General features: G+C 42.4%; 10 protein-coding genes. 7 read left to right on the forward strand and 3 right to left on the reverse strand.

Going from position 1 to position 16,232, the window contains the following annotated elements; genetic code table 11:
- Window positions 1-22: 22 nt before the first annotated feature.
- The 3 genes from BACFIN_RS00940 to purL all read right to left on the reverse strand — a co-directional run bounded on the left by BACFIN_RS00940 (window position 23) and on the right by purL (window position 8,579).
- On the reverse strand, window positions 23-565 hold the full coding sequence (locus BACFIN_RS00940) for a chromate transporter (protein WP_007758053.1): 543 nt from the start codon (window positions 563-565) through the stop codon (window positions 23-25).
- The gene (locus BACFIN_RS00935) at window positions 562-4,593 is read right to left on the reverse strand and encodes a hybrid sensor histidine kinase/response regulator transcription factor (RefSeq protein ID WP_007758057.1); all 4,032 of its coding nucleotides are present in this window, start codon (window positions 4,591-4,593) and stop codon (window positions 562-564) included. Before BACFIN_RS00935 ends, BACFIN_RS00940 begins: the two co-directional genes overlap by 4 nt.
- Before the next feature lie 281 nt (window positions 4,594-4,874).
- Window positions 4,875-8,579 carry a phosphoribosylformylglycinamidine synthase gene (gene purL, locus BACFIN_RS00930; protein WP_007758059.1) on the reverse strand — a complete coding sequence of 1,235 codons (3,705 nt, stop codon included), beginning with the start codon at window positions 8,577-8,579 and terminating at the stop codon, window positions 4,875-4,877.
- 255 nt (window positions 8,580-8,834) lie between these two features.
- Here purL and BACFIN_RS00925 point away from each other — a divergent pair, with 255 nt between their 5' ends.
- The 7 genes from BACFIN_RS00925 (at window position 8,835) to BACFIN_RS00895 (ending at window position 16,045) form a co-directional block, all read left to right on the forward strand.
- On the forward strand, window positions 8,835-9,488 hold the full coding sequence (locus tag BACFIN_RS00925) for a LysE family translocator (protein ID WP_007758063.1): 654 nt from the start codon (window positions 8,835-8,837) through the stop codon (window positions 9,486-9,488).
- Window positions 9,489-9,498: 10 nt separating this feature from the next.
- On the forward strand, window positions 9,499-10,044 hold the full coding sequence (locus BACFIN_RS00920; protein WP_007758065.1) for a DUF4924 family protein: 546 nt from the start codon (window positions 9,499-9,501) through the stop codon (window positions 10,042-10,044).
- Window positions 10,045-10,905, forward strand: coding sequence for a dTDP-4-dehydrorhamnose reductase (rfbD, locus tag BACFIN_RS00915; RefSeq protein WP_007758066.1), 861 nt, complete (start codon window positions 10,045-10,047; stop codon window positions 10,903-10,905). It abuts the gene before it with no gap.
- 2 nt (window positions 10,906-10,907) lie between these two features.
- The gene (locus BACFIN_RS00910; RefSeq protein ID WP_007758067.1) at window positions 10,908-12,482 is read left to right on the forward strand and encodes a peptide chain release factor 3; all 1,575 of its coding nucleotides are present in this window, start codon (window positions 10,908-10,910) and stop codon (window positions 12,480-12,482) included.
- A gap of 205 nt (window positions 12,483-12,687) precedes the next feature.
- On the forward strand, window positions 12,688-12,948 hold the full coding sequence (locus BACFIN_RS00905) for an OadG family protein (protein WP_007758068.1): 261 nt from the start codon (window positions 12,688-12,690) through the stop codon (window positions 12,946-12,948).
- A gap of 29 nt (window positions 12,949-12,977) precedes the next feature.
- Complete coding sequence (locus BACFIN_RS00900; RefSeq protein WP_007758069.1) at window positions 12,978-14,810, forward strand: biotin/lipoyl-containing protein; 1,833 nt, start codon at window positions 12,978-12,980, stop codon at window positions 14,808-14,810.
- Window positions 14,810-16,045, forward strand: a complete 1,236-nt coding sequence (locus BACFIN_RS00895) for a sodium ion-translocating decarboxylase subunit beta (protein WP_007758070.1) — start codon at window positions 14,810-14,812, stop codon at window positions 16,043-16,045. The genes BACFIN_RS00900 and BACFIN_RS00895 overlap by 1 nt, the downstream gene beginning before the upstream one ends.
- Window positions 16,046-16,232: the final 187 nt, after the last annotated feature.

Consider the following 16,232-nt stretch of genomic DNA (forward strand, 5'->3'; position numbering starts at 1 on the left):
TCTCACTCTCAACTCTCAACTTTCAACTCTCAACTTCTTTAACCTTTCCCCAAAGGAAGCCTCCTACACCTGCAGCTATGATAATCCAGATGGGAGAGAAGCCCAATAGCCAGATAAGTAGTGCCGATACAACCGGAATCCACAGATTGTAACGATTGATTTTTGCAGACCGCCCCATAGTAAACGTAGGTGCGGCGATAAGCGCCACTACTGCCGGACGGATTCCTTTGAATATCCGTTCCACTATCGGATTATCTTTGAAGTTGTGGAAAAACAGGGCGATGGTCAATATGATAATGAAAGATGGCAGAATCGTTCCCAGTGCCGTAACAATACTTCCCCGTATACCGCGCAATTTGTATCCTATAAAGATGGATATGTTGACTGCCAAAATGCCAGGAGCGGATTGAGAGATGGCCAGCAGGTCGATGAAGTCGTCCTGTGCAATCCATTTCCGTTTGGTTACGATTTCATTTTCAATCAATGGCACCATCGCGTATCCTCCTCCGATGGTGAAGGCGCCTATTTTAAAAAAGATTCCAAATGATTCGAGATATATGTTCATTCTTCTTTTTCTCCTCCTTCCTTGTTGTCTTCTTTTTTCTCCTTAAAGTATTGGCTGGGACTCACGTTATAGTGTTTCTTGAATACTTCACGGAAATACTTGACATCATTGAATCCTGTCATTTCGGATATTTCAGTTATATTATGTACATTTTCTTTTAATAACTTTATGGCATGTTTCAGGCGAATCAGCCGGATGTAGTCACCCGGTGACTGGTCGGTAAGCGCTTTCAACTTGTTATAAAAACTAGTACGGCTCATGCCCATCAGGCTGGCGAGTACATCTACTGTGAGCGCAGGGTTGTCAATGTTGTCTTTTATATTCTTTCTGACATCTGCTATGAACTGCCAGTCGATGTCCTGGGAGTAGTTGATGTATTCTTCATCATCATCATTCTCTTCATCCTCCGAATCCAGGCTGGCATATTTGTTGCGTAGAAGTGCGCGATTAGCCAACAAGTTGGAGATGGTTGCTTTCAATATACCGATATTGAATGGCTTTAACACATATTCATCTGCCCCGATCCGCAGTCCGGAAAGAATATCTTTCTCATTATTCAGTGCGGTCAATAAGATAACGGGGATATGCGAGGTTTCGATATTGCTTTTGATAGCCTGACATAGTTCGTCACCTCGCATTTCCGGCATCATAATGTCCGAGATAACCAGATCTGGCTTATATTCGGGAATGACGGTCAATGCTTCTTTTCCGTTGGAACATACTTGAATGAGGTGGTCTTCGGATAATGTTTGTGACAGATAATTGCGTAATTCATCATTATCTTCCACAATCAGAATACGTTGGCTCTTTTCTTTCTTTTCTTTTTTTTCTTCTTTTTGTGTATTCTCGTAAATTTCAGGTGCCGGGAGTGGAATGTCGTTGCTGCTTTTTGTTTCCGGACGCTGTTTGTTTGGCGTTGTCAAGTGTGCTTTGCGGTAACGTTTACTGTCTTTCGGGAAAGTTATCTTGATGATTGATCCCTGATTTTCGATACTTGACAAATTTATCTTTCCTTTATGCAGCCGGACTAATTTCCAGACTAGCATAAGTCCGATACCACTGCCCGTCACTTTTGAGTTGATCGTGTTACTGCCACGGAAATGCAGTTTGAACAGTTTCTTTTGCTCATTGGCAGGAATTCCGATTCCCGTATCGCTGACTTCCACGCTCCACGAATCCGCAGCTTCTGAAACAAAGATTTGTACACTGCCATTTTCCGGTGTATACTTCAATGCGTTCGAAATGACGTTTTTGAGGATGGATTCCATCTTTTCCTTGTCGAACCACACATTCATGTATCTGAAATTACTCTCGTAGGTGAAGTTAATATGTTTAATATTGGCATATTGCTGGAATGCTCCATATATTTCGTTCATAAACGTATTTAGCTCATGTTCCGAAATGTACAGCTCGGAAGAATATACATCTGCCCTTTCGAAATTGATAAGATTAGTCGTAAGGCGCAATAGCGCATTCACATTACGCAGAGCTGTATTCATATTAGAAATTCCCTCTTTGCTCAGTTCTTCTTTTTCACGGAGTTCTTCCAAAGGTGCTTTGATCAGTGTCAATGGAGTACGGATATCATGTGCTGTATTGATAAAGAAATGGATCTTTTCATCAGAGACCTTACGTTGTTTTCTTAAAATTATAATACGCAATAAGACGGAAGCTATGAGAAATAGGATACCTGCATAAAACAACATTGCCCAGAATGTTAACCAAAACGGCTGGTCAATAATAATATCGATGCTTCTTTCTTCAATAACGACGCGTTTGTCTTCATTAGAAATTGCACGTACCCTTAGGGTATATTCTCCGGGTGCGAGATTGGTATAGCGTATCGTACTTTCGGCTCCGGGTTTGCTCCATTCTTCATAGAAACCGTCTAACTTCCAGGAATATAGAATATTAGAAGGGTAGTCGTAGTTGATGGAAGAAACTTGTACAGAGAAAATATTCTGATTATATCCTAGTTCCAATGTTTTGATATCATTGATACTTTCTTTTAGCGGAGAGTGCTTGTCTCTCGGATAAACAGTCTGATAAAAGAGTTTGAAATCACTGAAAATCATTTTGGAAGAGTAATCTCTAGGCAATTTCATATCTTTATGAAATTCGACAGCCCCTTCCGAACTACCAAAAACAAAGTGGTTGTTCTTACGTAAAACACCAGACAGCGCATTGAAATGCGTAGTCATTAATCCCATATCTTTAGTCCAGTTATAAAACTTCTTCTGTTGCGGATAAAAACTTGTTAGTCCGTTTTCCGTACCCATCAGTAATTCTTTGTCCGCATCTGATAATATGGTATAGATATTATTGGATATCAGGGCACAATTCTCCGAGTAGTAATGAGTGAATAACTTTTGGGCAAAGTCGTAGATTAACAATCCCGAACCACTGGTTCCGATATATAACGAACCGTTCTTGGCTTGATATAAAGAATAGATATAGGTAGATTCCACCGGAAGTTTGATATGCTCGAATTTTCCGGATTCTTTATCCAGAAGATATAGTCCTGTTGCACTACCTATCCACATACTATTGGCATCTTTCTCAGTAATGGCGGTAATGGAGTTCAGTCCTTGATAAAGTCGTACATTCTGCGTTTTCAGGTTGATACGTTTTAAGTTGTAGAATCCACCTGACCAGATATATCCTTGTGAGTCCATACGGATATCGCGAATATATTTGTCCGGTCGCATGACCCCTTCGCTATATAGCGGTGGCATGAAATAGCTGATTTGTAGAGACTTCTTGTCTATTTGGTATACTCCGGAGGAATATCCTCCTGCCCAGATTGTGCCGGGAGATACTTCGCAGAGGGTAAGGAAGATGTGACTCTTGTTTGCCTGCGGTTTTTCAAAAGAACTGAGGACCGAACTCCATTGGCCGGTCTTTGAATTGAAGAAGCTGATACCATTGTTTGTTGCGAACCACAAATCTCCATCTCTGTCCTCAATGACTGCATTTACTTGGTCGTTGATTAAAGATTGTTTGTTGCCTATAGAATGCTTAATCCATTTGTAGCTGGGGTAACGGTTATTCCGTATTGTAATCCCAATAGGGTAGTTTGCCAGCCAGATACGTTCTTCATCGTCTACATAAATGTCATTGATACTGTTGCCGTTCATGCCATTATTACTGTTGTAGTCTGTGATGATATAAGGCTCCAGTAAGTAGTTTTCAGTATTTATTTTATGAACTCCTCCTCCGTCTGTGGCTACTAGCAATTCTTTGTCATTCAGAGGCTTGAATTGCGTGATACTGATATCTTTTAAATTGCGTTCCGGCTGTGTGACGGATTTGATACTCATGTCGTAAACGAAAATTCCCCGTTGGAAAGTTCCGATAAATAGTTTCCCGATTTTTCTATCAAAATAGAGATCGATGACTTGAACTTTTTGATTTTCCAATTTGTCACAGTCGATAAGTTCCAAAGTGTTGTTTTCCAGTTTGGCATAGTGAACGCCCCTTTCCGTGCCAATAAAGAAATGAGATTTATCTATTTGTTCGATATCTGTGATTTCTTCTTTTATTTTATTCTTTATGTGACCGATCTGGCCGGTAGCTGTGTTGTAGAGGAAGATTGTTTCTTCATTGCATAGCCAGATTTGTTTGTTTTCGTCAAGCCATGCAAAGCTGATAGGAGCAGGTAAATCGCGAAAGTTTTCTATCGGCAGCTTATAGACAAGTTCGAAGGTATCGTGAAGCTCATCGTATCGGAATATCTTTCCTTTTTTTCCGATTTCCCATAAGACTCCTTCTTGGTCGATGTATAGCCAGTTGAGATTTAACAGAGAATTCACTTCTATGTCGCCATCCATCAGTTTATATTGTTTGAACTCTTTTCCGTTATAACGGTCGATTCCTTCGTGAGTGAGAAACCACATATAACCGATTTTGTCTTTTTGAATGCAGTAAACTCGCCGATTACTTAACCCATCTTCCACTCCAAGATATTGATACGTCTGAGCGACACAGGTTAGAGGAAACAATAATAATAGAAAAATCCATTTTTTCATGTGAAAGGACTTTTAAGGGTTATTGAATCTTATTCTAGAGGAGGAAAAGTTTGACAAAATTAGGAAGAATTTTCGATATAACAAAATTTTGGATAAAGATAACGTGGATCTCAAATATCTGGCGGATCAGTTGTTCTATTGCTGTTTGTATATGTTGCTTATTTCAGAGAATTAAGTTGCAGAAAACAGGAATTAAGTTAGAGCGGGAAGCAGAAGGAGAAAAAAGAGAGTGTATCAGAACTGACACACTCTCTTTGTGGCATAAAATTTTAAAGGACTGTTTATTTCATTTTTGTCTCAATCCACTTGTGGGCATTGACAAATGCTTCTATCCATGGAGTTACCTGATCGCTGTTTTTACGATCGGTCGGATAACAACCGTTTTGCCACGGGAAGATAGAACGTTCCAAGTGAGGCATGATAGCCAGGTGACGGCCGTCTGCACTAGCCAATGCTGCGACAGAATAGTCGGAACCGTTCGGGTTAGCCGGATATTCATCATAGCTATACTTCGCTACTACATTATATTTATCCTCATCGTATGGCAAAGAGAACTTTCCTTCACCATGGGCCACCCAAATACCTAGTTTGCTACCACTTAGAGAACCGAACATTACACTGCGGTTTGTCGGTATGGTAAGGCCGAGGAAGCGTGACTCAAATTTATGTGAATCGTTGTGCAACATCTTGCCTTTTTTCTCCAGTTCAGGATTGATAAGGTTGAGCTCCATCATTAACTGACAACCGTTACAAACGCCCAATGATAAGGTGTCTTCACGTGCATAATATTTATCCAATGCTTCTTTTGCTTTAGGATTGAATAAGAATGCACCCGCCCATCCTTTGGCGGAACCAAGCACATCAGAGTTGGAGAAACCACCACAGTAAACAATCATGTTTACATCTTCCAGTGTTTCACGTCCACTGATAAGGTCGGTCATTGTAACGTCTTTCACATCGAAGCCTGCCAAGTAGAGTGAATAAGCCATTTCACGTTCGCCATTTGTACCCTTTTCACGGATGATGGCGGCACGGATACCGCTTGGAGTACGACGGTCCGGAGTAATGCCATATTGAGAAAGCTTACCTTTGAATTCCGGCATAAATGCGAATTCTACAGGTTGCATCTTGTAGTTCTCGAAACGTTTCTTGGCGCAACCGTTCATAGACTGTTTGCGGTCGAGCAGGTAAGAGGAAGAATACCAGACATCACGCATATAATCGATGCCGAACTGGTAGGTGGCATCGTTCTTGGATACCAGAATGTGACGTTCGTCAGTCGGTTTACCCAATTTCACGAAACCTATACCTGCATCTTCCAGAATCTTCTTCACTTCATTCTTATGCTTGTCGCTGATCTGGATAACGATACCCGGATTTTCTGCAAACAGAATCTTAACGATATCCTGTTCCTTCATATTGTCAAGGCTGATTTCCATACCGCCTTCTACGTTAGAGAAACACATTTCGAGCAATGTGGTAATCAAACCACCGGCAGATATATCGTGTCCTGCAAGAATCAGTCCTTTGTTGACAAGTTCCTGTACGGCAAGGAATGCATCGCGGAAATATTCAGCGTCCTGTACGCAAGGTACATCATCGCCTACTTTACCCAGAGATTGGGCGAAAGCCGAACCACCCAGTTTCAGTTCATCGAAGCTGAAGTCGATATGATAAAGTGTAGTCTTTTCATTGTTAACCAATACCGGAGATACAACTTTCTTTACGTCGGAAACTTCGCCGCCTGCAGAAACAATCACTGTTCCCGGAGAAATAACTTTCTCACCGTTAGGATACTTCTGTGTCATAGACAGAGAGTCTTTTCCGGTAGGAACATTGATCTGTAGCGCACAGCAGAAATCGCTTAATGCTTTAACAGCTGTGTAAAGACGGGCATCCTCACCCTCTTGAGAGCGGCAAGGCCACATCCAGTTGGCAGACAGAGAAATGCTGTCCATGCCTTCTGCCATTGGAGCCCAAACCAGATTGGTCAGCGCTTCGGATACGGAAAGGATAGAGCCGGCAGCCGGATCGGCTAATGCTGCCTGCGGAGCATGTCCGATAGAGGTAGCGATACCTTTTTCGCCACGGTAGTCGAGTGCTACGACACCACAGTCGCTCAACGGCAACTGAAGTTCACCCTGACATTGCTGACGAGCTACTTTGCCTGTTACCGAACGGTCTACCTTATTCGTCAACCAGTCTTTGCAAGCTACAGCCTCAAGCTGCAATACATTCGTCAGATATTCATGAAGTTTAGGCAATTCATATTTCGGCATTTCGTAATGACGTTCCACTGTTTTGTCTACCATGTATGTCTTGGGAGAAGAACCGAACATTTGTTCTACGGCAAGGTCGAACGGACGCACGCCGTCAGCTTGTTGGAAAGCGAAACGATGATCACCGGTTGTTTCACCGACTACGTACATCGGAGCACGTTCACGTTCGGCAATCTTACGTACGTGTTCGATTGCTTCTTCTTTTATCAGCAGGCCCATACGTTCCTGACTTTCATTAGCAATGATTTCTTTGGCTGATAATGTCTTGTCGCCGATAGGCAATTTGCTCATGTCGATCAATCCACCGCATTCTTCTACCAATTCGGACAGGCAGTTGACGTGTCCGGCCGAACCGTGGTCGTGGATAGAAACTACCGGATTCACGTCTTCTTCGCAAAGAGCGCGTACTACGTTATTGGCACGTTTTTGCATTTCGGCGTTGGCACGTTGTACTGCATTCAATTCGATACCGCTACTGTAACGGCCTGTATCGACTGAAGAAACAGAACCGCCACCCAGTCCGATGCGATAGTTATCACCACCGATGACCACAACTTTATTTCCTGCTTCGGGAGCTCCCTTCAAACAGTCGCGTTGCGTACCGTAGCCTATACCACCGGCAAGCATGATTACTTTGTCGTAACCATAAACTTCCTTATTCTCTGTGTGCTCGAAAGTCAGCACCGAACCGCAGATTAACGGTTGACCGAACTTGTTGCCAAAGTCGGAAGCACCATTGGAAGCCTTGATAAGAATCTGTTCGGGAGTCTGGTATAGCCATTTGCGTACCGGAAGGATTTCTTCCCATTCGCGTCCCTCTTCCGTGCGTGGGTAAGAAGTCATGTAGACAGCAGTACCTGCAATCGGCCAAGAGCCTTTACCACCACCCATACGGTCGCGGATTTCACCTCCTGTACCGGTAGATGCGCCATTGAACGGTTCTACGGTTGTCGGGAAATTATGTGTTTCCGCTTTCAGTGAGATAACGCTTTTGATATCCTTTATTTGGAAATAATCAGGTTTGGAGTGATCTGCCGGAGCAAACTGTTCCACAACCGGACCTTCAGCGAAGGCTACATTATCTTTATAAGCGGAGATGATTTTGTTCGGATTTTCCTGTGTGGTTTTTTTAATCATCTGGAACAGGGAAGATTCCTGTTCTACACCGTCGATGATGAACGTTCCGCCGAAAATTTTGTGGCGGCAGTGCTCGGAGTTGATTTGTGCAAAACCGAAAACTTCAGAGTCGGTTAACTTACGGCCGAGATCGTTTTCTACTTTCTTCAGGTAGTCCATTTCTTCTTTAGAAAGTGCCAGACCTTCTTTTTCGTTATACACTTCGAGATCTTCGATGTAAATGATCGGCTCCGGCTGACGGTTGGTTGTGAATACGTTCTGGTCGAGTCCTTTGTACATACGTTGGAGCATCGGGTCATGATCGGCATTTTCGTCCTTAACAGGGAAGTATTCCTCGATGCGGCTGATGCCTTCAAGCCCCATGTTTTGGGTGATTTCTACAGCGTTTGTACTCCAAGGAGTGATCATTTCGCGGCGCGGACCAACGAAACAGCCTTTCAGGTTTTCTTCACTTTCCATCACGGCTTCGCCAAAAAGCCAGCAGAGTTTATTACTTTCGTCAGGGGTGAGCTGATGGTTGCTCTCTACGGCAATCACGCTCTTGGAAGGGGTTCTGAAAAAAAGAATCATGTCTTATATATATGATTTTATGATTTGCCATTTTATAATTGAAGTCTCTGTAGAAGAAACTCTTCTCTTTTGCGCCACAAAGATAATTAATTTCATTGGTGGTAGGAAAAAAAAGAAGAATAAATTCCAATCGTATATTTAATATGTATATTTCCGATATGCAGTTTTACTTGTTGTTAGTATATTCTTGATTCTTGTGTGGAAAAAACGTTAATATCCTATCCCCATATCATAAAAAAGTGCGATATTTGCGACATGATTCAGATAGAGACAATATTCGATATAATAGTTAAAGGCTTTATTATTGGCGTTGTTGTGTCCGCACCTCTCGGTCCGGTGGGCGTGCTGTGTATTCAAAGGACCTTGAATAAGGGACGCTGGTATGGCTTTGTAACAGGGCTGGGAGCTTCCTTGAGTGATATAGCATACGCTTTGCTTACCGGTTATGGCATGAGTTTTGTATTTGATTATATCAATAAGAATATTTTCTATTTGCAGCTGTTGGGGAGTATTATGCTACTCCTTTTTGGTATATATACCTTTCGGAGTAATCCGGTACAATCCATTCGTCCGGCTTCGTCGAATAAAGGTTCCTATTTTCATAATTTCATTACCGCTTTTTTTGTAACACTTTCCAACCCATTAATTATATTCCTGTTTATCGGACTTTTTGCCCGTTTTGCATTTGTGCAGCCGGGTGTATTGGTGTTTGAAGAAATTACGGGATATTTTGCCATAGCTATGGGGGCTTTGACGTGGTGGCTCGGAATCACTTATTTTGTGAATAAGGTACGTACAAAATTCAATTTGCGCGGTATCTGGATACTAAACCGGGTTATTGGCAGTATTGTGATGCTGGCGTCTGTAGCCGGACTGGTTTATACATTGCTGGGAGAGTCACTTTATTAAGAAATAGCTTATGAATCAGATAGCACAACAACTGAAAGAAAAGAATATTGCCGAATACCTTATATATATGTGGCAGGAGGAAGATCTGGTCCGCGCCAATCATTGTGAACCGGAGGAAATCGAAGCGAATGTGATTGCCCGCTATCCGGAAGACCAACGGCCTGCCATGAGAGAGTGGTATGGAAATCTGATAACGATGATGGGTGAAGAAGGTGTTCGTGAAAAAGGACATCTGCAGATTAATAAAAATGTAATTATCAATTTGACTGAATTGCATAATGCATTGACTTCTTCTCCTAAATTTCCTTTTTATAGTGCCGCATATTTTAAGGCATTACCATTTATCGTAGAATTGCGAAATAAGAACGGTAAGAAAGAAGAGCCCGAATTGGAAACTTGCTTTGAGGCATTGTATGGTGTGTTTTTGCTTCGTCTTCAGAAAAAAACGATTAGCGAAGGCACTGTAAAAGCAGTGGAAGCTATTACTAGTTTCTTGTCTATGTTGGCGAACTATTATGATAAAGACCGCAAAGGTGAATTAAAATTGGACGAATAAATGAGAATTTTAGTAACGGGTGCCAACGGTCAGCTTGGCAATGAGATGCAGGTACTTGCGAAAGAGAACCCGCAACATTTGTATTATTTTACGGATGTTCAGGAACTTGATATATGTGATAAAGAAGCCGTTTGGTCATATATTTCTGAAAAACAGATTGATGTGATTGTAAATTGTGCAGCTTATACGGCAGTAGACAAGGCGGAAGATAACCGGGAATTGGCTCATAAACTTAATAGTGTAGCTCCGGGCATTCTGGCACGTGCCGCGCAAGCCAATAATGCTGCTATGATTCAAGTGTCTACGGACTATGTCTTTGATGGGACTGCTCATACTCCTTATGCGGAAGAATGCAAGCCTTGTCCGGACTCAATTTACGGTTCTACCAAGCTGGAAGGTGAACAGGAAGTGATGGACCATTGTGAGAAAGCGGTAGTTATCCGTACCGCATGGCTTTATTCCATTTATGGAAATAATTTCGTGAAAACGATGATTCGTCTCGGAAAGGAACGGGATGGTTTGGGAGTTGTTTTTGACCAGATAGGAACTCCTACTTATGCCAATGATCTGGCGCGGGCTATTTACACAATTATCAATAAGGGGATAGTTCGTGGTATTTATCATTTCAGCAATGAAGGCGTATGTTCCTGGTATGACTTTACGGTAGCTATTCATCGTTTGGCGGGAATAACTTCTTGTAAAGTGAAACCTTTGCACACTGCGGAATATCCGGCAAAGGCAAACCGTCCCGCTTATTCCGTATTGGACAAGACAAAGATAAAAACAACGTTTGGCATCGAGATTCCTCATTGGGAAGAGAGTCTTGAACGATGCATTGGTAAAATGAAGAATGATGAATAAATATGGCAGATAATACAGAAATTTTGAGACGGCGAACGTTCGCCATTATTGCGCATCCGGATGCGGGTAAGACATCTTTGACGGAGAAATTATTGCTTTTTGGAGGACAGATTCAGGTAGCGGGTGCGGTAAAGAGTAATAAGATTAAGAAAACGGCTACGTCCGACTGGATGGAGATTGAGAAGCAACGTGGTATTTCGGTGACGACTTCCGTGATGGAGTTTGATTATCGGGACTACAAGATTAATATCCTCGATACTCCCGGACACCAGGATTTTGCCGAAGATACATACCGTACGTTGACTGCAGTGGATAGTGTGATTATTGTAGTGGACGGTGCAAAAGGTGTGGAAACACAGACGCGCAAGTTGATGGAAGTTTGCCGTATGCGAAAGACTCCGGTAATTATTTTTGTTAATAAGATGGACCGTGAGGGAAAAGACCCGTTCGATTTGCTGGATGAATTGGAAGAGGAGTTGATGATTCAGGTTCGTCCCTTGTCATGGCCGATTGAACAGGGACCTCGTTTTAAGGGGGTATATAATATTTATGAACAGAAACTGGATTTGTATCAGCCGTCTAAACAGATGGTGACGGAAAAGGTTGCCGTTGATATTCATACGGAAGAGTTGGATAAGCAGATTGGCAAAACGCTGGCGGATAAGCTGCGTGGTGATCTGGAACTGATTGAAGGGGTTTATCCGGAGTTTGATGTTGAATCTTATTTAGCGGGTGACTGTGCACCGGTATTCTTTGGATCGGCTTTGAATAACTTCGGTGTTCAGGAGTTGCTGAACTGTTTCGTGGAAATAGCTCCGAGTCCTCGTCCTGTGCAGGCTGAAGAAAGAGAAGTGAAACCGGAAGAACCTAAATTCACCGGATTTATCTTTAAGATTACCGCTAATATCGACCCGAATCACCGTTCTTGTGTTGCATTTTGTAAGATCTGTTCCGGAAAATTTGTACGAAATGCCCCTTATCAGCATGTACGTCATGGAAAAACAATGCGTTTTTCATCGCCTACCCAGTTTATGGCACAGCGTAAGACAACGATTGACGAGGCATACGCCGGAGATATTATCGGTTTGCCGGATAATGGTACTTTCAAGATTGGCGATACGCTGACGGAAGGTGAAATGCTTCACTTCCGCGGCTTGCCGAGTTTCTCGCCGGAAATGTTCAAGTATATTGAGAATGCCGATCCGATGAAGCAGAAGCAACTGGCTAAAGGAATTGATCAGTTGATGGACGAAGGTGTGGCTCAGTTGTTTGTCAATCAATTCAACGGTCGTAAAATTATCGGTACGGTGGGGCAGTTGCAGTTTGAGGTTATCCAATATCGTCTGTTGAATGAGTACAACGCGTCTTGCCGATGGGAGCCGGTGAGTCTTTATAAGGCTTGTTGGGTAGAAAGTGATGACCCGGCAGAATTGGAAGCTTTCAAGAAACGTAAATATCAGTATATGGCAAAGGATAGGGAAGGACGTGATGTATTCCTGGCAGATTCCGGTTATGTACTTCAGATGGCTCAAATGGATTTCAAACATATTAAATTCCATTTTACAAGCGAATTTTAAAGTATATTCTATACTTTGGAAATTTTGGAGAGTGTGAAAGAACGTTCCTTTGAGCTTTCTTTCACATTTGTTTTATATGTCTGCGAGCAAGAAACTTTATGGTTTTATACTTTATTATCCCTCCCTTAATTAATTTTATAATAAATATTTGGTATTTTCGAACGCTTTTTGAATAAACGACTGAAATAACTAATAATTTAATTATATGGAAAATATTGAAACAGCGATCCTGCTGATGGTAGTCGGAATGGCTACAGTATTTGTTATTCTGCTGATTGTGATTTATTTAGGTAAATTTTTAATTACTCTGGTCAACAAATATGCTCCTGAAGAAGTGCTTCCTGCGAAGAAGGAAACACAGAAAGGTCCTGCACCTATTCCGGGAAATATTCTGGCCGCTATCAGTGCTGCTGTGAATGTGGTGACATTAGGTAAGGGAAAAGTCACTAAAGTGGAAAAATTATAAATCTATAAAAAGTTATATCATTGAAAGACATGAAAAGAGAAGTAAAGTTTAGTTTGGTTTTCCGAGATATGTGGCAATCTGCCGGAAAATATGTACCTCGTGTAGATCAACTCGTAAAGGTAGCTCCTGCTATTGTTGATATGGGCTGTTTTGCCCGCGTAGAAACCAATGGCGGAGGTTTTGAACAGGTGAATTTATTGTTTGGTGAGAATCCGAATAAGGCTGTACGTGAATGGACTAAGCCGTTCCACGAAGCCGGTATTCAAACTCATATGCTCGACCGTGCGCTGAACGGACTCCGTATGAGTCCTGTTCCGGCAGATGTCCGCAAACTGTTCTATAAAGTAAAGAAAGCACAAGGCACAGATATTACCCGTACATTCTGCGGATTGAATGATGTCCGCAATATTGCCCCTTCCATTACGTATGCAAAGGAAGCTGGGATGATTTCGCAATGTTCGCTTTGTATCACTCATTCGCCTATTCATACTGTGGAGTACTACACCAATATGGCGTTGGAGCTTATCAAACTGGGAGCTGATGAAATCTGCATCAAAGATATGGCAGGTATTGGACGCCCTGTTTCTTTGGGTAAAATTGTAGCGAATATCAAGGCTGCTCATCCCGATATTCCTGTGCAATATCACAGTCATGCCGGTCCCGGATTTAATATGGCAAGTATTCTTGAAGTATGCGAGGCAGGATGTGATTATATCGACGTAGGCATGGAACCATTGTCATGGGGTACAGGTCATGCTGATTTGCTGAGTGTACAGGCTATGTTGAAAGACGCCGGATATCAGGTTCCTGAAATCAATATGGAAGCTTATATGAAGGTGCGTGCATTAATTCAGGAATTTATGGACGATTTTCTCGGATTGTACATCAGCCCGAAAAACCGTCTGATGAACTCTTTATTGATTGCTCCCGGATTGCCGGGCGGTATGATGGGGAGTTTGATGGCTGACCTTGAATCCAATCTTGAATCTATCAATAAATACAAGGCAAAACGTAATTTGCCGTTTATGACACAGGATCAGCTTCTTATTAAGTTGTTTGATGAAGTGGCTTACGTATGGCCTCGTGTCGGTTATCCTCCGTTGGTTACACCATTCAGTCAATATGTGAAGAATCTGGCCATGATGAACGTGATGGCGATGGAGAAAGGCAAAGAGCGCTGGGGAATGATTGCCGACGATATTTGGGATATGATTTTGGGTAAAGCCGGACGTTTGCCGGGTAAACTCGCTTCTGAAATTATTGAAAAGGCGGAGCGTGAAGGCCGTAAATTCTTTGACGGGAATCCGCAGGATAACTATCCGGACAGTCTCGATAAATACCGTAAGTTGATGAAGGAGAATAAATGGGACGTAGGGCAGGATGACGAAGAGCTCTTCGAATATGCCATGCATCCGGCTCAGTATGAGGCTTACAAGAGTGGAAAAGCAAAAGAAGACTTCTTGGAAGATGTTGCTAAGCGTCGTGCAGAAAAAGATAAATCTCCGGAGGAAGATGCAAAACCGAAGACACTGACTGTGCAAGTTGACGGACAGGCCTATCGTGTGACAGTGGCTTATGGTGATACCGAACTTCCTGTTGCATCAGCCGCTACCGCTGCTCCGGCTGGAGAGGGCAAGGAAGTGCTTTCACCGCTAGAAGGCAAATTTTTCTTGGTGAAGAATGCGCAGGAGACTGCTTTGCAAGTAGGCGACACGGTGAAAGAAGGTGATGTCATTTGTTATGTGGAAGCCATGAAGACTTACAATGCCATTCGTGCAGAGTTTGGCGGTACGGTTACTGCCATTTGCGTTACTCCGGGAGATGCTGTTTCAGAAGATGATGTATTAATGAAGATAGGATAATGAACGAGATATTTGAGAATTTATACGAGATGACTGCGTTCAGCAATATCATTGCCGAACCGCAGTTCCTGATAATGTATGCCATCGCGTTTGTTCTGCTCTATCTCGGTATCAAGAAACAGTACGAACCGTTGCTGCTTGTTCCCATTGCTTTCGGGGTGTTGCTTGCCAACTTTCCCGGTGGAGATATGGGAGTTATTCAGGCAGATGAGAATGGTATGGTGATGGTAAACGGAGTGTTGAAAAATATCTGGGAAATGCCGTTGCATGACATTGCCCACGAATTGGGATTAATGAACTTCATTTACTATATGTTGATAAAAACCGGTTTCCTGCCTCCAATCATCTTTATGGGTGTCGGTGCGTTGACAGATTTTGGACCGATGTTACGTAATTTACGTCTTTCCATATTTGGTGCTGCTGCGCAGCTTGGTATCTTTACCGTGTTGCTGGTGGCTATTTTGATGGGATTTACTCCAAAAGAAGCAGCTTCTTTGGGTATCATTGGTGGTGCGGACGGTCCGACAGCCATTTTTACAACCATTAAGTTGGCTCCGCATTTGCTGGGACCGATTGCTATTGCCGCTTATTCGTATATGGCGTTAGTTCCGGTGATTATTCCGCTGGTAGTGAAACTGCTTTGTTCAAAGAAAGAGTTAAGTATCAACATGAAAGAACAAGAAAAGAAGTATCCGTCAAAAACAGAAATCAAAAATTTGCGTGTATTGAAGATTATCTTCCCGATTGTAGTGACTACTGTTGTCGCTCTTTTCGTACCTAGCGCAGTACCTTTGATTGGTATGTTGATGTTCGGTAATCTGGTGAAAGAGATCGGAACAAATACTTTCCGTTTGTTTGATGCAGCTTCTAACAGCATTATGAATGCTGCTACTATTTTCTTAGGATTGTCCGTTGGTGCTACTATGACGACAGAAGCTTTCTTGAACTGGACGACTATCGGTATCGTGATAGGCGGATTCTTGGCATTTGCCCTTTCTATTACAGGTGGTATTCTGTTTGTGAAATTGGTAAATCTCTTCTCCAAGAAGAAAATCAATCCGCTTATCGGTGCTACCGGATTAAGTGCTGTGCCTATGGCAAGCCGTGTTGCTAACGAGATTGCTTTGAAATATGACCCGAAAAATCATGTATTGCAGTATTGTATGGCAAGTAACATTTCCGGAGTAATTGGTTCTGCCGTAGCTGCCGGTGTTCTGATTTCTTTCCTTGCGTAATTACGTAATTAGGGATATTCCTAAAATAATAAAATTTAAGGCAACTACTTCATTGCGAATTAGTTGCCTTTTTTGTATCTTTAAGCATTCCCCCCAAAAAACGGTTTGACAGCCAAAACGGGGGGGAATCTAAAATAAAAACACATGGTAAAGATACAAAAAATCTCAGAAATCGAACCTTGTTTAG

The organism is Bacteroides finegoldii DSM 17565, assembly GCF_000156195.1.
GTDB classification, from domain to species: domain Bacteria; phylum Bacteroidota; class Bacteroidia; order Bacteroidales; family Bacteroidaceae; genus Bacteroides; species Bacteroides finegoldii.